Genomic DNA, 18,214 nt, shown 5'->3' on the forward strand with positions numbered 1-18,214 from the left:
TTACTCCCGGGGGATCAGGTGGACCGCCTTCGCCTGGAGAGAGACCCATACCTGCATCCCGACTGCAAGGCCGAGGGTCTCCGCCCTCCTCGCGGTCACCAGTGCGACGAGATCGCACCCGCAGTGCACCGTCACGTTCACGAACGGCGCCGTGGGCTCAATGGCGGCGACCGTGGCGGAAAAGAGATTTTCCGCCTCCTCGTGCATCGGCTCCCGCCGGTGCAGGGAGATGTCCTCGCCCCGGATGACCATCTCGACCTCTTCGTCCGGCGGCGGGGTCGCCGAGATGATCCGCCTCCCGCCAGCCTCCACCGTGGTGAGTCCATCCTTCCGGAAGACGACCCGGCCGGGGATGATGTTCTGGACACCCACGAACCGGGCGATCCTCCGGTTTCCTGGCTCGTGGAAGATCTCGCGGGAAAGTCCGGTCTGGGCGATTGTGCCGTCGATCATCACCGCGACCCGGTGGGCGAGCCGCTGCCCCTGCAGGAGATCATGGGTGCTTATGAGGACTGTCGTCCCGGCCTCGCGGTTCAGCCTTGTTACGATCGCCTCGATGGTGGCGGTCGAGCCGGGGTCGAGGTTCGCGGTCGGCTCATCCAGAAAGAGGATCTCGGGATCGGTCACGAGTACGCGCGATAACGCTACACGCTGCTGCTCGCCGCCGGAGAGGTCGGTCGCCCGGCTCCTCGTGTAACGGGAGAGCCCGACGGCTTCAAGGGCCCCCCTCACCCTTCGATCGATCTCGGCGCCGGAGGCATGGCGGTAGCGCAGCCCCATCGCGACGTTGTCGTAGACGGACGCGTTAAAGACGATCGGTCGCTGAAAGAGCATCCCCATCCGCCGGCGGAGGTCGAGTCGGCGGCCGCGTTCCTCTGCCACATCGATACCGAAGATCCGGAGCCTCCCGTCGCTCGGGTCCTCGATCAGGTCGAGGACCCGGAGAAGCGTACTCTTGCCGGAGCCGCTCGGCCCGATGAGCCCGAAGATCTCCCCCTCCCCGACCGAGAGGTCGACGTCGTGCAGGACCTCCTGGTTGCCGTAGGACTTTCTGATCCTGTGCGTCTCGATGATCGCCATGGTTTCACCGCCGCTGCACGAGAGAGAGGGCGATATTCACCCCGAGCGCCACCGCAAGGAGGATGATCCCGAGCGCAATCGAGAGGGAGTAGTTTGCCATCGACGTGTTGAGCGCGATTGCGGTGGTGAGGACACGGGTGGCGCCACGGATGTTTCCGCCGACGATCATCACCGTCCCCACCTCGGCGATTGCCCGCCCGAAGCCCAGGAGGACGCCGGCCATGACCGCGAACCGCGCCTCCGATATGACGGTCATGACTGTCTGGAGCCTGCTTGCGCCGAGTGCGGTGATCGTGTAGCGTTTGTCCCGGTCGATCCCGGAGAGCGCCGAGACCGTCAGCCCCATGAGGAGCGGTATGATGAGGACCGTCTGGGCGACGATCATGCCGCCGGGTGTGTAGAGGAGTCGGAGAAACCCGAACGGCCCGATGTTTGAGAGGAGGAGGAACATGAGCAGGCCTACGATGACGGTGGGGAGCGCATACAGCGTCTGTAGCGTGGAAACGACGGCATGCTTCCCCCGGAAATCGTAGAAGTAGATGAGCGCCCCGATGGGGAGGGCGACCAGCGAGGCGAAGAAGGCGGCGGTGAGGGAGATGTAGAGCGACCGGACGGTAATCTCCACCACCTGTGGGTCGAGGGTGACGATGAGGCGGATGGCCTCGATGAACCCCTCGACGATCGGGTTCTCGCCAGGGCCGTTCACCACGCGTCTTCACCCTCCGGGCTCCCGGTCACCTCGTTCACGTCTCCGGTATTACGCCTATCCGGCAATCTCCCCCGAGCAGGAGGTGCAGTTAAACGGCGGCTCCGTGCACTCCGGAGGATAGAGCGGCGTAAAGAGCGGTTTTCCAAACTCCGCGGCTCCGAACTCGCCGATCATCTGTTTCGTCTCATTCGCGGCGAGCCAGTTGATGAAGTCCGCGGCACCTTCCGCGTTCACGCCGGGGTGTCTCTCGGGGTTGACGGCTATCGCGCTGTAGCGGTTCAGGAGTTCCGCACCCTCCGCGATGACCGGCACCAGGTCGAGCCGGTCGGCAAACGAGAGATAGGTTCCCTCGTCGGAGAGCGTGTAGCCGTTCACCTCGTTTGCGAGGATCAGGGTGTCCCCCATGCCCTTGCCGGCCTCGACGTACCAGCCCCCGGAATCAAGGATATCCTCGGTGTAGTTGTAGCCCGCCTCCTCCCAGAGCGTCTTCTCCTGGGTGTGGGTCCCGGAATTGTCGCCGCGGGAGACGAAGGCGACGCCCGGGGTCTCGTTCGTGCCGGCGATATAGATCGTCCGGAATGCCTCAACCGGGCTCATGTTCGCGATCTCCGCCGGGTCGGACTCCGGCCCGACGATGATGAAGTAGTTATAGGCGATGCACCGCGGGTCGATACCGAAGCCGTCGCCGATGAACTGCTGCTCAAGCGCCGGGGCGTGGACGAGCACCAGGTCCACGTCACCGCGCCGGGCGGAGTCGATGGATTGCCCGGTGCCCTGGGCGATGAACTGGAGGTCCATTTCGGTCTCGCTCTCGTAGATCCGCTCGAGTTCCGCGAGGAGCCCGGTGTTCTCAAGGCTCGTGGTGGTGGCTATCCGCAGAACGTTCGCTCCGCCCGCGGGAGCGGTCGTCGTGGCGTTCGGGGTCTCGTTTCCGCCCGGCGCCGTTCCCGTGCATCCCACAAAGAAGGCGAAGATAAGCAAGATCGAGATGATGTCTGCCGTTAGAATAGTCGCATACGTCTTCATAGCAGCGCGTCAGGATGTTCGGCCGATGTAAATAGTTAACGGTGTCCCGCTGTCAACGATCTATCGTTCGTCCCGGGAGAGCCGCCTGTCGGTTCTCCGACAGACGGCGAAGGTTTAAACCCCCGTCACGCCGTTGCGTTCGCCGGTGACGAGCAGGTGGTGCAGTTGAACGGCGGTTCCGTGCACTCCGGGGGATAGAGCGGCGTAAAGAGCGGTTGGCCGTATTCTTCGACGCCGAAGTTCCCGATGAACTCCTTTGTCTCGTTCAAGGTGATCCAGTCGATGAAGTTGTTGGCCTCATCGATGTTGACGCCCGTCGCCATCTCGGGGTTGACCGCGATTGCGCTGTAGCGGTTCAGGAGCTGGTCGCCCTCCGTCACCAGCGGTACGAGGGTCAACTGGTCCTGGAAGGCGAGATAGGTGCCGATGTCGGAGAGCGTGTAGGCTTCCCTCTGGTTGGCGACGGTCAGGGTCTCACCCATGCCGCTCCCGGTCTCGAGGTACCAGTTCCCGGAGTCCTGGATGTCTTCGGTGTAGTTGTAGCCCGCCTCTTCCCAGATCTGCTGCTCCCGGTTGTGCGTGCCGGAGTCGTCGCCGCGGGAGACGAAGGCAACGCCCGGGGTCTCGTTCGTGCCGGCGGTATAGATCGTCCTGAACGCTTCCTCGGGTGTCATGTTCGCGATCCCCGCCGGGTCGGACTCCGGCCCGACGATGAGGAAGTAGTTGTAGGCGAAGCAGCGCTGGTTGATGCCGTAGCCTTCATCGATGAACTGCTGCTCAAGTTCGGGCGAATGAACGAGCACCAGGTCCACGTCGCCGCGTCGGGCGGTATCGAGCGATTGGCCCGTCCCCTGAGCGGTGATCTGTACGTCCACATCGGAGGTGTTCTCGTACATCAGTTCAAGTTCGTCGAGAAGGCCTGTGTCGTACAGGCTTGTCGTCGTTGCTATCCGGAGCACGCCCGGGTCCGCGGCTTCCTGTGCCGGGGCGGCGACGATGCATGCGGCGAGCAACACTACCATGATGCCGACAAAGGGCATCCACGATCTCGGTCTCATACGGGCGGGTGATCGGCACGATATGTATTTAGTTGTTTTTATAATAATTAACAAATATTTATGGTCAAGATCTTTCCCTAAACCGGCTGTCCGGGAAAGAGCGGTCGTCTTCCGGGAAGCGCAGAGGTCTCTCCCTCCGTGGGACGGAGGGCCGAAACCTTAACGCTTCCATCCGCCGACCCTGTTCCTCATGTGGCAGGCGCTGGATATCGAGACCTGGATCGCCGGACGACGGTCGAACCTTGACCGGGTGAAGGGGCCGGTCGCGGAGATCATCGGGAGGGTGCGGGCTGAAGGCGACGATGCCCTGTTCGACCTGACGAAGAAGTTCGACGGTATCGACCTGGAGAGCATCGCCGTCCCCGACGATGAGCGGGAAGCGGCCTACGACCGGGTGGACGCCCACCTGGTCGAGAGCCTGGTGGAGGCGGAGGCGCGGATCAACCGGTTCCACGAGTTGCAGCGCGGGCGCGACCTCTGGCTGCAGGAGATGGAGCCGGGGATCACCCTCGGCGTCAAGACGACTCCTCTATCCCGGGTGGGGGCCTACGTCCCCGGCGGGCGGGCGGCGTACCCCTCGACGGCGCTGATGTGCACGGTTCCCGCAAAGGTCGCCGGGGTCGCGGAGGTCTGCTGCTGCACTCCCCCGCCGACGAGCCCGATCACACTTGTCGCGCTCGATATCGCCGGGGTCGACGAGGTCTACCGGGTCGGCGGCGCCCAGGCGATCGCGGCCATGGCGATCGGGACGGCGACGGTGCCGCGGGTGGAGAAGATCGTCGGCCCGGGCAACGTCTACGTCACCGCCGCGAAGATGCTCCTCCGGGAAGAGGCCGAGATCGACTTCCCGGCGGGTCCAAGCGAGATCGCGGTCCTCGCGGACAACACGGCGAACCCGACCTTCATCGCGGCTGATATCCTTGCCCAGGCAGAGCACGACCCGAACGCGGCCTGCGTCCTCGTAACCACCGATGCGACCCTTGCCGATGCGGTTACCGGTGAGGTGAAGCGGATGGCGGAGGGTGCGAAGCGCCGGGAGATTATCGAGGAAGCGCTCGATCACTCGGGCTACATCGTGGCGGACGATCTCGACGAGGCGGTGGAGGCGGTCGAGGGTATCGCCCCCGAGCACCTCTCGGTGCAGGTTGCCGACCCGCTCGGCATCCTCAACCGGATCAGGAGCGCCGGCTCGATCTTCGTCGGCCCCTATGCGGCGGTGGCCTGCGGCGACTATGCATCGGGGACGAACCACGTCCTCCCGACGGCGGGCTATGCCAGGTTTTACTCCGGGCTCGACGTGAACCACTTCTGCCGGCGCTCGACGGTCCAGGTGATCACGCGGGAGGGCCTTGATGCGATCGGCGACGTGGTGGAGACGATCGCCGATGCGGAGGGGCTCCACGCCCACGCGGAGTCGGTGCGGGTGCGGCGTAGAGGATAAACCTTAACCCCTTTTGAGCCGCTCGCCCGTAAAAAAATAGGTTTCTTCCTACCGTGACGTCGGCGCCGAAGGCTCCGGTGCGGCCCCGCCCCGGACCATCCGGATCTTCTCGACGGCGTCCTCCGCGACGCTGCGCTCTTCGGCGTCCCCATTCCGGGCGAGTTTTTGCAGCGTATCGATTGCCCGCGGGTTGCCGATGTACTTGAGCGCCCCCGCAGCGTAGAGCCGGACGTTCCGGTCGGCGTCCTCTGTCGCGCCGATGAGTTGGTCGACCGCGGTGTCGCCTATCCGGACGAGAGCGCCCGCCGCCGCCCCCCGGACATCGGGGTTCCCGTCCCGGAGCGCTCCGATGAGCGGCTCCGTCGCGGACGCTTCCTCGGTCTCCCCGAGGACCCCGGCCGCGACGATCCTGACCTCCGGGTCGGGGTCGGCGAGCAGCCGTGCAAGCGGCTCCACCGCCTCCCGACCGAACTTCGCAAGAGCCCCCGCTGCCTGGCATCGGAGGTCGCTATTCTCGTCGTGGAGCGCCCGGACGAGGGGGCCGACTGCGGCGGGATCACCGATCTCGCCGAGGACGGCAGCCGCGTAGACCCGCCGAAGGTCTCCTCCGGTCTCGATCTCCCAGGTCCCGCCGCCGGGCCCGGTCACGGTCGCCGGGCCTTCGGCCGCCGTCGATTTCTCGTGCTTCTTCGCTGCCTCCGGGTGCTCGACGAGTTCGATCAGCGGTCCGACCGCCGCGTCCGAAAGCAGGACGAGCGAGTCTGCGGCCGCTTCCCGCACCGCCGTCAGCGGGTCGCCGAGCGCCCGGATGAGGGGACCCGCCGCCTCCGTCCCGCCGAGGTCCCCCAGCGCCAGGGCGGCCCGCTGGCGGGTCAGGTCGTCGCTGCTTCCGAGCGCCTCGATCAGACCGCCGACGTTCTCCTCGGCTCGTAATACATCAATATTGAACCTCTTTTCGTCCTGCTGCGCCGTCGTAGAACTGCTCTCCTGTTCCAACCGTATCGCCTCCAAGCCCCGCGTATACTGCCGACCCGATATAATAAACCTTGTCCGGCAGGACCGGTCCGACCGTTCCGCCGGAAAAAGGGTGACCCGCCCCGCATCAGCGGGACACCGGCAGAACGGCTGCGGCCGTACTTCGCCTCTTCCGGAATCGTGCCAGCCCGTCTTCGGCCGCTCTCCGGACGATGGGGTCGCTGTCGGAGAGCGACCGTGTGAGGACCTCCTCCGCCCGCGGATCGGCGATCTCGCCGAGAATGACGGCGGCGTAGGCCCGGCGCAGCCCCGGCTTCATGCCGGGGGGTGCCCCCTCCGTTGTGATGCCGGCCCTCTCCGCTCCGGGAAAAAGTCGGTTGTGTTCCCGTATGCCCTCCGGGCCGGCGAGAAGGTCGTGCTGTGCGAGTTCCCGGTGCTGAAGGGCTCGCTTCTTCTCGGCCTCTTCAGGGCCTCCGAAAAGGTCGTGCTGTGTGACTCCACCGCCGTGATGGAGTCGTCTCTTCTCCGGCGGTATGCCCTCGGGGCCCCCGAGGAGGTCGACCTGCGTCAGGCCTTTCCAGGCCTCTTCCCCCTGCGGCACCCCGAAGACCGTGGCGATGTCGGGGCGGTCGAGGAGATCGATCAACGGTTCGACCGCCGGCGTCCCGACCGTCACAAGTGCGTTTGCCGCTCCCTCCCGGACAGCCTGCGCCGGATCGGCGAGCGCGCGGATGAGCGGGTCCACCGCTCTCCATTCGCCGAGTGCACCAAGCGCCAGGGCGGCGGAGCGCCGGAGTGCGGGGCTGCCGTTCTGCAGCGTTTCAATCAGGCCTTCGACGTCCCGTCCCGATGTCATGCGCTCAAGATCGTATCGTCTCTCCTCTTGTGGATTTTCCACTGGAATCTCTCGTCTTTGCACTCCAATCACCTCAGGATGAGGTGGTGGTAACCGGTTTTGTGTATAATAATGTTTGTATAATGATCGGCATATCCCCAGCCGGGCCCCCGGATGCGGCTCTGCACGAACACGGGTGAAGGAGGGCCGGTATCTATCCCGCACAGCAGCGGGAGGACGGGCCGGAGGAGACACAACAGGCGGAATTGCGGGGCTCCGAGGAAGGAGCGGCCCGGATAGGAAAAACCTTTGCAGGTAGTGGGAGGTATTTAACCTGCACGGTAATAAACCAACTATCATGCCGGAAGAGCGGAGGAAAGCAGAACTGAAGATCTCCGGGATGCACTGCGCGTCCTGTGCCCTCAATCTGGAACGCGCCCTCCGGGGGCGGGACGACGTCTACGACGCCCGGGTCAACCTCGCGTCCGAGACCGCCGTCGTCGAGTACGACCCGACGAAGGCCACCCTCGCAGACCTCGAACGGACGGTCGACGACGCCGGCTACGAGGTCGTGAGGAACGAGGCCACCGTCAGGATCGGCGGGATGGTCTGTGCTGCCTGCGCCCAGGTGATCGCGGCCTCGCTCACCGACCTTGAGGGGGTCTACGAGGCCAGGATCAACCTCGCGACCGAGAACGCGCATATCGTCTACAATCCTGCGCTCGTCACGCTCTCCGATATCCGGGCCGCAATCGAGGATGCCGGCTACCAGTATCTCGGGCTCGAAGAAGAGGTCTCCGAAGATGTCGAGGCCCGGATGCGGGAAGAGGACCTCCGGGGCAAGTTCCGGCGGTTTGTCGTCGGGTTTGCGGTGAGCATCCCGCTCTTTCTGTATATGCTCTTCGGGATGCCGGGGATGGCCGCTCTCCCGGTCTCGATCAACCTCATCATGCTCGTTATCACCGCCCCGGTCTTCGTCTATGTCAGCGCCCCCATCTTCAAGGCGGCCGCCGCGGCGCTCCGGAACCGGACGCTGACCATGGACGTGATGTACGCGATGGGCATCGGCGTCGCATACGGCGCAAGCATTCTTGGAACCTTCGGGATCGTCCTCACCCCGGAGTTCAACTTCTACGAGACCGCGGTGATGCTCGCGGCGTTCCTGACGCTCGGGCGTTATCTTGAAGCCCGGGCGAAGGGGAGGACGTCTGAAGCCATCAAGAAACTCATCGGTCTCCGGCCCCGGACCGCGACGGTGGTCCGGGACGGGCGCGAGGTCGAGGTCGGGATCGAGGACGTCGTCCCCGGCGATGTCCTCCTGGTCCGCCCTGGGGAGAAGGTGCCGGTGGACGGTGTGGTCGTCGGCGGCGAGAGTTCGGTCGATGAGTCGATGATCACCGGCGAGCCCATCCCGGCCGACAAGCAGGAGGGCGACGGGGTCGTCGGCGGCACCCTGAACGTGAACGGTGTCCTCCGGGTCCGGGCCGAGAAGATCGGGAAGGACACGGTGCTCGCGCAGATCATCAAACTCGTCCGGGACGCCCAGGGTTCACGGCCCCCGGTGGAGCGGATCGCCGATGTCGCGGTCTCCTACTTCATCCCGGTCATTCTTGCGATTGCAATCGCCGCCTTCCTCGTCTGGTACGTGGTGCTCGACGCCTCGCTCCTCTTCTCGCTCACGGTGCTGATCTCCATCCTTGTCGTCGCCTGTCCCTGCGCGCTCGGCCTCGCCACCCCGACCGCCGTGACCGTCGGGATCGGCCGGGGCGCCGAACTCGGGGTGCTGGTCCGGAACGGCGAGGCGCTCGAGGTCTCCAAGAACCTGACCACGGTCGCCTTCGACAAGACCGGGACGCTCACCCGGGGGAAACCAGACGTCACCGATATCGTCGCGTTCGGGATGCCGGAGGACCGACTCCTCGCGGTTGCGGCGGCGGTCGAGCGCAACTCGCAGCACCCGCTCGCGGTTGCGGTCGTCCGGCGGGCGGAGAGTGCCGGGGTTACCGTCCCGGCGTCGGAGCGGTTTAACACCTTCGGCGGCAGGGGGGTCAGCGCCGTGGTGGACGGTGAGGAGGTTCTGATCGGGAACCAGCCCTTCCTTCTGGAGCGCGGCATCGCCGTCCCGCCGAAGGCGGAGATGAGGGTAACCGCCTTCCAGGATGTGGGAAAGACCGCGGTCCTGGTCGCCGCCGGCGGTGAGCTCGCGGGCATCCTCGCCATCGCCGATACGCTCAAGCCGACGACGAGGACCGCTATCGCGGATTTAAAGCGGATGGGTCTAACCGTGACGATGATCACCGGCGACAACCCGCGGACGGCGAACGCTATCGCGCGTGAAGTCGGGATCGAGAACGTCCACGCCGGGGTGCTGCCGCAGGAGAAGGCGCAGGAGGTCCGTGCCCTCCAGGAGCGCCGTGAGGTCGTGGCGTTCGTGGGCGACGGGATCAACGACGCCCCGGCGCTCGCGCAGGCGGACGTCGGGATCGCCATCGGGAGCGGGACCGACGTCGCTATCGAAAGCGGGGATATCGTCCTCATCCGCGACGACCTGACCGATGCCGTCGCAGCCATCCAGCTCTCCCGGAAGGTGATGTCCCGGATCAAGCAGAACCTCTTCTGGGCGTTCGCCTACAACGCCGCCCTCATCCCCCTCGCCGCGGGCGTGCTCTACCCCATCTACGGCATAACCTTCCGGCCGGAACTTGCGGCGCTCGCGATGGCGCTTTCGTCGGTGACGGTCGTCTCGCTCTCCCTGCTCCTCAAAACATATATACCTCCGGCGAAGAAAGGGGCTATATAGAATCAAGGAGGTGAACGAAGATGGCAATCGACCCGGTATGCAAGATGGATGTCGATGAGGCGTCGACGAAATACACCGCCGAGTATCAGGGCAAAACCTACTACTTCTGCGCCCCGGGGTGCAAGAAACTCTTCGAGCGTAACCCCGAAGCATATCTCAAGGGAGCGTAACCCTTTTTGCAGCAAGAGCCCCCGGACGGGTGGGCTCCGCCCACCGCAAGGGGGGACTCGGGATCTCCGTATTCAAAGAATAATACCCCCTATGAGTGAAACAAACCCACAATCCCGGAATTTTTGAGATACACTATACGATTACATCACCGGCCTGCCTCGGGAGGGGTCAGAACCGGTAGACCTGTTTCCCCGTCCGCGTTCCCTGCCTCCCCTCTCCCGGTGCAAGGTCCGCGGTGTCGTCGCAGGCTCCCCTCAGGAACGCGCTCGCGTTATCGGCGAAATGGACCGTCCAGGCCTCTGGAGTCCGCGGTTGTATCTCGCCGTGGGGGCCGTGATGCGACATCAGGATGTGGAGGATGTGCGCGAACCGTGAGGGGTCGATGCCGGCGGAATGCCTCATGAGCGTAGCAGCCCCGATCGCCGTATGCCCGACGAGCGCGTACTCGGGGAGCGCCACAAAGGCGAAACCCTGGCGGCGGAAGCAGGACGCCTTGCCGATGTCGTGAAGGAGGGCACCGGCGAGGAGGACGTCGGTATCCATCTCCGCCCGGCAGACGGTGTCCGCGAGGGAGATCGCGATCTCTGTGGTCTCGAGGGTGTGCTCCGCAAGCCCGCCCATGTAGGCGTGATGCCGGGCCTTCGCTGCGGGCGCGTCGAGGAAGCCCGGGGTGCTGTTCATAACCGTGGAAACGAGAGAGAATATACCGGGGTCTTCGATCCTCGCGGCCATGTGTCCCAGCCCTTCGCGGACGGCAGCGGAGTCGGCAGGTGCATAGACGAACAGAGACGGGTCAAACGTATCCGACGGCAACGGCGTTGCGAGGTTCGCGATCCCGTCGTTCACGCTGACCTCGCAGGTGCCGTTGTAGACCTTTGCGTAGCCCTGGATGCGGTAAACCTCGCCGTTCCGGATCGCGCGGCAGAGCGCCTCAATCTCTCTCGCACTCTGGTCGGGCGTCCCCCAGACCTTGCAGTTCCTCTGGCCGGTTCGGTCGGAGAGGGTAAGTTGAATATACTTTCCTCCCCGTTTCTCTCGCAGTTCCGCATCATTCACTACAAAGGGTGCATCGACCTGCACGCCCCCGTTGATCTCCTCCACGAATACTGTCTTCTCGAGCATTGCGATCCCGCACTCCTGCAAAGAATCCGTTCCGCCCGAAAAGTCATAAAGCCCGGCGGTTTGTCCCGGCATGGAAAATGGGTCCGGTCTCACGCGAAGCCGCGAAATCTTTGCGGTAGAGGTCGTCCCAAAAGATCTATGAACCTTCAGTGCACCCTTATCGGAACACTTTACTCTGAGAATTCTACCATCTGAACCATTCTGGGACAAGAAGGGTGAAACGGCTTCCCACTGGTTATCGCCACGCGGAGGGGAGGGACCGGGGAGGTGCACCCCCTCCCGGCAGAGGCATTTTGGGACGACCTCTTCGAGTGAGCGATTGGTCGTAGAGCAGGAGCGTGAGAAACCCGAAGAGTTTCGAGTGAGCGATTGGTTGTAGAGCAGGAGTGTATGAAGAACGAAGTTCTTCGAGCGGGTATCTCCTTTCCGGAATAGTGTTTTGGGCCAATTTCTTGATCTGAGGGCGCGTTCTCTCCTTTCAGGAGGGCAGATGAGTGCCTCTTGATGCAGTTATATTATAATAAATAGGAAATTATTAATAACAAAATGTATATAATAATTTACATTTACGCTCGTAAGAGCGTTCCGCCGAAGGGACTGGAACCGCTCGATACTGACGGACGGCAGTACCGCAGAACCAAGAGAATGATTGAGACGTGGTGAAGATGACCGATGGAAGGTTGACGCCAACTGTGAAAATTCTTGCCGCGCTTCTGATCCTGTCCATGATAGGGAATATATGCCTCGTAATTCCGTACTTCATCCCGGAAGGGCAGGCTGTGCAGAAACCTGCAGGAGAAATGACCAACCGAGACACCCGGGGGGTCTCACTCCAAGGTACCCAAAACGCATCGGCGACGGGGGTCTGGGGGGAGGTTACCATGCAGGGTCCGGCCGTCATCGAAATTGTCAACGGGAGGGGTGCGAACCCCTTCGGGATGGCAACCAGCACGACGAAAGGAACCATGCTGAACATCTCCGTGGAGATCCAGCCAGGCCAGGGGAGAGTTCTCGTGGAGACAGAGCCGCTTATGGGCATCGTCTTTCAGGATGCTGCAATCACCGCGGTCCAGGTTGCTCAGAACGTAACCGGAAGATCCCTTGCCGATGCCGATGTAATCTTCAGTGTTGAAGGAGACGCGGAGATTCCGGCCGTTGACGGGCCGAGTGCGGGCGCACTGATGACATCGCTTGCCATCGCCGCGCTCTCCGGAGAGACGCCGCAAACGGATGTCACGCTGACGGGAACCATAGACGAAAGCGGGAAGATCGGTGCAATCGGGGGTGTGATCGAGAAAGCAGAGGCAGCGAAGGTAAGCGGGAAATCCACGATCCTCCTGCCCGAAGAGAATGCTCAACTGGTGCAGTACACCGAAGAAGTCAGGAGATTCGGGCCCATCTCCCGGCTCGAAAGAGTCGGGGTGGTGGTCGACGCGAAGGAATATATCGAGCGTGAGATCGGAATTTCCGTCATCTACGTAAATACCATCAACGATGTCGGGCAATACCTGGGGCTCTCTACATAGGTGACGGTCCCGGCGTGCCCCATCTTTTAGGCGATTCGGCCCGGAGGGCCTCTCCCTGGTCCTCCCCGCACTCCTATACGTTCAGACTGCCGAATCTACGCGGATTCCGTAGTTGCATCCTGGCCGATCTTCACCCGCACGCAGGGTGCTGAGGGGTGTCGGGATACTTCCGGGTGAGACTCGTGTTCCGGTGCCGCGATGCGATCCGGTTCATCGCCAGCGGGCGGATCGCCCGGTTATAGGTGAGAGAGGACCGCGCGCACTTCTTTCGGGGGAGAGGTATTGCCCTGACCGGTGCTCAAGATCGTGAGGTTCTCCGGCAGTGAAACAAGGTCGCAACTCGCTATAATCCAGGGCATCTTCAGTATGCCTCGTCATTTATGAACTTTCCTTCGCGTGAGGCAACAGTACGCCTACGTCTTTGGAGACCGTCGCCACCCGAACCGGAGGCGGATCATGCCGAGGAGCATCTCCTTTGCGTCGGATGCGTTCACCTTCGACTCGTCCCGGTTCTCCCAGGTGATCGGGACCTCCGCCACCCGGCAGCCGCTCCGCCGGAGCTGCCAGAGGAGTTCGACGTCGAACTCGAACCCGGTCGACCGGATGGAAGGAAGAACCTCATCGAGCGCCTCCTTCCGGAAGACCTTTGCACCGCACTGAGTGTCACGGTAGTCGAGCCCGAAGAGCAGCCGGACCAGGAGGTTGAAGAGACGGCTCTCCGCCCGGCGGCGGAATCCCTGCCGCACGGGGAGGACCGAGCCGGTGACCCAGCGCGAGCCGATAGCGCCGTCTGCGGTTGCGAGGCGGTCGAAGAGGCGTTCCATCTCGCGAAGAGACGTTGAGCCGTCCGCGTCCATATAGCCTACGTAGCGTGTGGCCGCCGCCTTCATCCCGGCAAGAACCCCTCCGCCTTTCCCGAGGCGGGCCGGGAACGTCAGGCACCTGATGGAGAGCGACGGATGATCGGCGGCGAACGCGTCGATGATGGCGGAGGTGGCGTCGGTCCCGTCGCAGACGAAGATGAGGTCCCCGGGAAAATCCAAGATATCTGTAAGGAGTGACTGTATTCGCCGCTCCTCGTTGTATGCCGGGATCACCAGGGTGCAGTCCACCCGGTCCACGCCGCCGCCGCTATTGTTCAACATTCCAGTTTCGTGATGATGGTATCGGCGAACTGTGCTGCCGCCCCGGGACCGTTCGCGGTCACGACCTGCATGTCGGCGACGACCGGGATATCGAGGAGGTTCGCTCCGGTTTTCGTCATCTCCGACACCGCCTCGGGACTCCGGTATACCGTGGTCTGCCGTCCGGCAAGGATGCCCGCCCGCGCCAGAACGACCGGCGCAAGGCAGATGGCGGCGACGACCTTGCCCTGTTCAAAGAACGCCCGAACAAGGGTGATGAGCCTTTTGCTCTCCCAGAGGTAATCCTGAGAACCGGTACCGCCCACCACCACGATCCCGGCGTAGTCGTCGGGTTCTGCCTCGTCGAACGTCATGGCGGCCTTTGCGGTGGCCCCGAGCATCCCTTTACATGTGCCGGCGGCCGTGGAGGCGATATCGACAGTGATCCCCGCTTCTTCAAAGATCTTTCTCGGGACGTTCAGTTCCTCGTCCCTGTAGCGTTCCGGTGCAATCGCAAGCAAGAGTTTCATGCTGGTCTCTTATTCTAGTCTGTTCATATCTGTATTGATGGTTGCGGGGTTGAGGCCGTACCATGGCATCCGGCCCGTCCGTGGCTGCGGGGCCGACGCTCTCCCGCCGGAAGAGGGGATGCGCTGTTAACCGGGATGGTGGTCCCTCTTGAATTGCTGCCGCACTTGCATTTTTAAATAAACTTATTATAATTATTACACTATTGAAGTGCAGACCCTGCAGTGCTGCAGGACCCCTGGACCCTGCGAGTGGCCCGGCTTCCTGTCAATCAACCCGTGTTTCACAGCTGTTCGCCCGAACCTCCATGATGAAGGGTTACCGGTGATCGCCGGCACGGGCTGCAGCACGGGGGCGGAGATGAGGAGAGGCAGATCATGCAGCGCGGCATTTCTTTCGGGATCGTCTTCCTGTCGGCACTTGCGCTCATCGCGGTCGCGGGGGCAGAGACAGGAGACCCTGTAACGGTATGGAACCAGACGTACGGCGGGCCGGGTACCGGGGAAGCGGCATATGCGGTCGTTTCCGATCCCGGAGGGGCCGGATTCTTCCTTGCCGGGGAGAGAACGCTATCCCGAGAGGGGATGACGGGCGCTCTGGTGATCAGGTTGACGCCTGAAGGCACCGAGGAGTGGAACCGGACCTACGGGGGAAAAGGGGTCGGCTCTGCCCGTTCCGTCACCGGAACCAGCGACGGCAACCTCCTCTTCGTCGGGAGTCTCGTCTCTGTCGCGAACGAAACACGGGCGGACGCCGAGGCCTGGGTCGTGAAGATAGACCCGTCGGGCAACGAACTCTGGAACCGGACCTACGGCGGTCCGGACGAGAACGTCTCGGCGAACGCGGTGACCCTGACCGATGACGGCGGCTATGTCTTCGTCGGCTCTACCGCTCCCCGCAAAGAGAGCAGGTCCGCCGCCCGGGTGGTCCGGCTGAACGAGTCGGGGAGCGAGGTCTGGAACCGGACGTTCGATGGAGCGAGGAACACTACGGCGAACGCCGTCGCCCTGCTCCCCGGCGGAGGGATCGTTGTCGCCGGCAGCACCGAGCCCTCGGGAACGGGCATGGCCGACGTCTGGGCGGTCCGGCTGAACGAGTCGGGAAAGGAGGTCTGGAACCGGACGTTCGGCAGCCCCGACGACGATGCGGCCCTCTCGGTGATCGCTACCTCGGACGGTAACCTGCTCGTTGCCGGCAGGTTCACCGAGCGGCCCGATAATACAACGGTCGATACCGATGCGCTCCTCGTCAAACTCAATCCCGACGGGGAGATCCTCTGGAACTGGGTCTACGGGGATTTCGGCGCGAACGAGTCGGCGGCGGCCGTCATCGAGACTGCGGACGGCGGTTACCTCTTTTCCGGAGAGACGGGTTTTTTGGATGTGAATGACACCGATGCCTGGCTCGTTGCGACCGATGCCGAAGGTGCGGTGGCGTGGAGCCGGACCTTCGGGGGCGAGAATCCCGGTGACCGGGCCGTCTCCGTCGTCGAGGTCGTGCCGGACGAGCAGGTCTTCGCCGGGACTTTCAATGCCACGGAGAGGGGAGGTGGGGTGAATACGGACACCTGGGCGGTGAGGCTGGGACCTCGCCCCGAGCCGACGCCGACACTCCTCAAGCCCCAGAAGGCGCCGGCCATGCTCCAGAAACCGCTGGTGACCCCTACACCCGGGCCTACCTCGACGATGGAACCTACGGCTGCGCCGACGGTAACGATCACACCTGCCCCTACAGTGACGTCGGAACCTACGGCCACACCGACCCCAACAGTGACGGCGGAACCCACGGTTACGTCGACGGTAACCCCTACCCCCGAACCGACCGGGACCGCGGAACCTACAGGCACACCGACGGTGACGCCGGACGACAACCAGAACGACACCGATAACGACGGTTCGATCACGGGAACGGTCTGGTACGACCTGAACGCGGACGGCGTCCTCGATCCCGGCGAACCGGGAATCCCCGGCATTAACGTGCGGCTGATCGGGCATCGGACCATGGCCGACCATGCCGCCACCGGCCCGGACGGGTCATACCGGCTCTCCGCCGTTCCCCCGGAAGGTTACAGCGGCGTTGAATTTCTTCTGCCGGACGGTTACTCCTGCACCGCCCCGGGCCGGGACAGCGACGCCGGTCCCGTCGACCGAAACGTGGCGTTCGCGGAAGGCGGGGCCGGACGAAATACCCTGAATGCGGGATTCGTTGGGAGTTTCCGGCCGGAAACCCCGGCCGTGTCTTATGGGTGGATATTCGGGACGACCTGGAGCGATGATAACGCGGACGGCGTCTGGAAGGACGAGACCTACGGCCTGACGGACGTCGAGGTCCGGCTTCTGGATGCGGATGGGGGCACGGTAGCATCGACCCGCACAAAACACCACGACATCTACACCTCCTTCTACCTCTTCGGTCCCCTCCTGCCCGGGGAGTACTCCCTATCGTTCACCCCGCCCGACAGTTACGTCTTTACAGCCATCGGCCTGGACAGCCACGCTGACCCGTTGACCGGCACGACGGCCCCGATTACCGTCGTCGACGCTACCCCGGTCGTCAGGAATGCGGGGCTGGTTCTCACCCTGGCGTCCGGGGGCCCGGGGAACGAGGTAGATAGCGGGCAGAGCGCGCCGACCGTAACCGACCGGTTGCGGGACCCGGAGAATGTGGCAGAACAGAACGATAACACCGGCACCGAACTGAGAGTGACCGGGGCAGACTGATGGCCGGCCCCCTCCCTCCCGCCGCTTCCCGCATACCGCAGGTTCCGGTCCCGATCGTCCGGGGCTGCAGAGACATAATTATTCCCAATTTTTCATAAAAACATTAATATGGTTTAATGGGTATTCTAAGTCTGAATCCCGGGCAGGCATAATGCCGGAGAAATACCGGTTCGTCCTGTTGCCGAAGACAATGCGGGAAGGTACTATGGTCTTCTACCCGGGGTTACACGCCCGGAGAGTCTCCGTGGCATCCGGGAGATGAGGTGAGCCGATTGCGAGGGATCAGCGTTCTTATCATTATCATGATATCAGCAGCGATCTTCGGTTCGACCGCAAGCGCCGCAGAGGCGGGTGCGGGAGAAGAGAAGACCGTCGGCACGATCGGAGGAACGGTCTTCCTTGACGCCGATGCGAACGGTGTCCAGGGCCCGGAGGAATGGGGGATGAGCGGCGTTACCGTCCACCTCCGCAACGCCGGGGGAGAGCGGGTGAGTACGGCGGAGACATTCTCCCATGCCTGTACCGGACTCTACATCTTCAGCGGCGTCCCTCCGGGGAACTATACCGTCGAGGTCGTCCCACCGGAGGGGTATGCCTTCACCGTCCCCGGCCGGGGGGCGCCTGGAGAGACGGCGAGCACCGTCGATCCGGCCAGCGGAACGACCACGGTCATCAATCTGACCCCGGCGTTGATCCGGGAGACGGACCTCGTCGTCAGGGATGCGGGCCTGGTGCCGGCCGAAGGCTGACGACGGTTGCCCGTCTTTTTTTAACAGTTACTCGTGTTTTGCGACGTGCTGCCGGAGCATCGTTCCGGGCTTATAACGGTCGGCGATGTCGAGCGCCGTCGCCCGCAGGGCAGCATGTTCGGCGATGCAGGACTCCGGCGGTGTCGTCTTCCGGAGGATCGCCGAGGTGTTCTCGGTTATCTGGATGAGTTCGGTGGCTATCACGGCATTGAGCCAGAGGAGGTCGCTGAGCATCTCCTTGAGTTCTTCATTCTGGTCCATACATAGGAATTGGGCGGTACTCCCACATCAACCCCGGCCGTTTACCCGCGGCCGAACAGAAGGTTCTATTCCTGCCGCCGGGCAATACT

Annotated in this window: 16 protein-coding genes; 6 read left to right on the plus strand and 10 right to left on the minus strand. The window is 63.4% G+C overall.

Going from position 1 to position 18,214, the window contains the following annotated elements; translation table 11 throughout:
* From BP737_RS07160 to BP737_RS07175, 4 genes are all read right to left on the minus strand, one after another.
* Complete coding sequence (locus BP737_RS07160; protein ID WP_292407528.1) at positions 1-1,080, minus strand: ABC transporter ATP-binding protein; 1,080 nt, start codon at positions 1,078-1,080, stop codon at positions 1-3.
* A 4-nt stretch (positions 1,081-1,084) separates the two neighbouring features.
* The gene (locus BP737_RS07165) at positions 1,085-1,789 is read right to left on the minus strand and encodes an ABC transporter permease (RefSeq protein WP_292407531.1); all 705 of its coding nucleotides are present in this window, start codon (positions 1,787-1,789) and stop codon (positions 1,085-1,087) included.
* A gap of 54 nt (positions 1,790-1,843) precedes the next feature.
* On the minus strand, positions 1,844-2,815 hold the full coding sequence (locus BP737_RS07170) for a substrate-binding domain-containing protein (protein ID WP_292407534.1): 972 nt from the start codon (positions 2,813-2,815) through the stop codon (positions 1,844-1,846).
* Positions 2,816-2,940: 125 nt separating this feature from the next.
* Positions 2,941-3,873, minus strand: a complete 933-nt coding sequence (locus BP737_RS07175; protein ID WP_292407536.1) for a substrate-binding domain-containing protein — start codon at positions 3,871-3,873, stop codon at positions 2,941-2,943.
* 190 nt (positions 3,874-4,063) lie between these two features.
* On the opposite strand from BP737_RS07175, the gene hisD reads away from it, so the two are divergent.
* A complete protein-coding gene (gene hisD, locus BP737_RS07180; protein WP_292407539.1) occupies positions 4,064-5,314 on the plus strand; it encodes a histidinol dehydrogenase in 1,251 nt (416 codons plus the stop codon).
* A 48-nt stretch (positions 5,315-5,362) separates the two neighbouring features.
* Here hisD and BP737_RS07185 read toward each other — a convergent pair whose 3' ends face one another.
* A complete protein-coding gene (locus BP737_RS07185; protein ID WP_292407542.1) occupies positions 5,363-6,325 on the minus strand; it encodes a HEAT repeat domain-containing protein in 963 nt (320 codons plus the stop codon).
* 91 nt (positions 6,326-6,416) lie between these two features.
* Positions 6,417-7,145: a HEAT repeat domain-containing protein gene (locus BP737_RS07190; protein ID WP_292407545.1), complete on the minus strand. Its 729-nt coding sequence runs from the start codon at positions 7,143-7,145 to the stop codon at positions 6,417-6,419.
* A gap of 337 nt (positions 7,146-7,482) precedes the next feature.
* On the opposite strand from BP737_RS07190, the gene BP737_RS07195 reads away from it, so the two are divergent.
* On the plus strand, positions 7,483-9,924 hold the full coding sequence (locus tag BP737_RS07195) for a heavy metal translocating P-type ATPase (protein WP_292407548.1): 2,442 nt from the start codon (positions 7,483-7,485) through the stop codon (positions 9,922-9,924).
* A 20-nt stretch (positions 9,925-9,944) separates the two neighbouring features.
* Positions 9,945-10,094 carry a YHS domain-containing protein gene (locus tag BP737_RS07200; protein WP_292407550.1) on the plus strand — a complete coding sequence of 50 codons (150 nt, stop codon included), beginning with the start codon at positions 9,945-9,947 and terminating at the stop codon, positions 10,092-10,094.
* Between the two features lie 169 nt (positions 10,095-10,263).
* Here the strand turns inward: BP737_RS07200 and BP737_RS07205 are convergent, their stop codons facing one another.
* Positions 10,264-11,289, minus strand: a complete 1,026-nt coding sequence (locus BP737_RS07205; protein ID WP_342686071.1) for an HD domain-containing protein — start codon at positions 11,287-11,289, stop codon at positions 10,264-10,266.
* Between the two features lie 728 nt (positions 11,290-12,017).
* On the opposite strand from BP737_RS07205, the gene BP737_RS07210 reads away from it, so the two are divergent.
* A complete protein-coding gene (locus tag BP737_RS07210) occupies positions 12,018-12,743 on the plus strand; it encodes a S16 family serine protease (RefSeq protein ID WP_292407556.1) in 726 nt (241 codons plus the stop codon).
* A gap of 413 nt (positions 12,744-13,156) precedes the next feature.
* Here the strand turns inward: BP737_RS07210 and BP737_RS07215 are convergent, their stop codons facing one another.
* A complete protein-coding gene (locus BP737_RS07215) occupies positions 13,157-13,888 on the minus strand; it encodes a dolichyl-phosphate beta-glucosyltransferase (RefSeq protein ID WP_292407558.1) in 732 nt (243 codons plus the stop codon).
* Positions 13,882-14,397, minus strand: a complete 516-nt coding sequence (locus BP737_RS07220) for a DJ-1/PfpI family protein (protein ID WP_292407561.1) — start codon at positions 14,395-14,397, stop codon at positions 13,882-13,884. Before BP737_RS07220 ends, BP737_RS07215 begins: the two co-directional genes overlap by 7 nt.
* A gap of 375 nt (positions 14,398-14,772) precedes the next feature.
* Between BP737_RS07220 and BP737_RS07225 the strand changes: the two genes are divergently transcribed.
* Both BP737_RS07225 and BP737_RS07230 read left to right on the plus strand, forming a co-directional pair.
* On the plus strand, positions 14,773-17,115 hold the full coding sequence (locus BP737_RS07225; RefSeq protein ID WP_292407564.1) for an SdrD B-like domain-containing protein: 2,343 nt from the start codon (positions 14,773-14,775) through the stop codon (positions 17,113-17,115).
* A 263-nt stretch (positions 17,116-17,378) separates the two neighbouring features.
* Positions 17,379-17,864: an SdrD B-like domain-containing protein gene (locus BP737_RS07230; RefSeq protein ID WP_292407567.1), complete on the plus strand. Its 486-nt coding sequence runs from the start codon at positions 17,379-17,381 to the stop codon at positions 17,862-17,864.
* Positions 17,865-17,891: 27 nt separating this feature from the next.
* On the opposite strand, the gene BP737_RS07235 is transcribed toward BP737_RS07230, so the two are convergent.
* A complete protein-coding gene (locus BP737_RS07235; protein ID WP_292407570.1) occupies positions 17,892-18,125 on the minus strand; it encodes a hypothetical protein in 234 nt (77 codons plus the stop codon).
* Positions 18,126-18,214 lie beyond the last annotated feature (89 nt).

Source organism: Methanoculleus sp. UBA291, from assembly GCF_002499755.1.
GTDB classification, from domain to species: domain Archaea; phylum Halobacteriota; class Methanomicrobia; order Methanomicrobiales; family Methanoculleaceae; genus Methanoculleus; species Methanoculleus palmolei.

Bases quoted from the DNA above. Each gene is read 5' to 3' on its own strand.
- BP737_RS07160 (WP_292407528.1), bottom strand. From the start codon at position 1,080: ATGGCGATCATCGAGACGCACAGGATCAGAAAGTCCTACGGCAACCAG.
- BP737_RS07170 (WP_292407534.1), bottom strand. From the start codon at position 2,815: ATGAAGACGTATGCGACTATTCTAACGGCAGACATCATCTCGATCTTG.
- BP737_RS07175 (WP_292407536.1), bottom strand. From the start codon at position 3,873: ATGAGACCGAGATCGTGGATGCCCTTTGTCGGCATCATGGTAGTGTTG.
- hisD (WP_292407539.1), top strand. From the start codon at position 4,064: ATGTGGCAGGCGCTGGATATCGAGACCTGGATCGCCGGACGACGGTCG.
- BP737_RS07190 (WP_292407545.1), bottom strand. From the start codon at position 7,145: ATGACATCGGGACGGGACGTCGAAGGCCTGATTGAAACGCTGCAGAAC.
- BP737_RS07195 (WP_292407548.1), top strand. From the start codon at position 7,483: ATGCCGGAAGAGCGGAGGAAAGCAGAACTGAAGATCTCCGGGATGCAC.
- BP737_RS07200 (WP_292407550.1), top strand. From the start codon at position 9,945: ATGGCAATCGACCCGGTATGCAAGATGGATGTCGATGAGGCGTCGACG.
- BP737_RS07205 (WP_342686071.1), bottom strand. From the start codon at position 11,289: ATGCCGGGACAAACCGCCGGGCTTTATGACTTTTCGGGCGGAACGGAT.
- BP737_RS07210 (WP_292407556.1), top strand. From the start codon at position 12,018: ATGACCAACCGAGACACCCGGGGGGTCTCACTCCAAGGTACCCAAAAC.
- BP737_RS07215 (WP_292407558.1), bottom strand. From the start codon at position 13,888: ATGTTGAACAATAGCGGCGGCGGCGTGGACCGGGTGGACTGCACCCTG.
- BP737_RS07220 (WP_292407561.1), bottom strand. From the start codon at position 14,397: ATGAAACTCTTGCTTGCGATTGCACCGGAACGCTACAGGGACGAGGAA.
- BP737_RS07225 (WP_292407564.1), top strand. From the start codon at position 14,773: ATGCAGCGCGGCATTTCTTTCGGGATCGTCTTCCTGTCGGCACTTGCG.
- BP737_RS07235 (WP_292407570.1), bottom strand. From the start codon at position 18,125: ATGGACCAGAATGAAGAACTCAAGGAGATGCTCAGCGACCTCCTCTGG.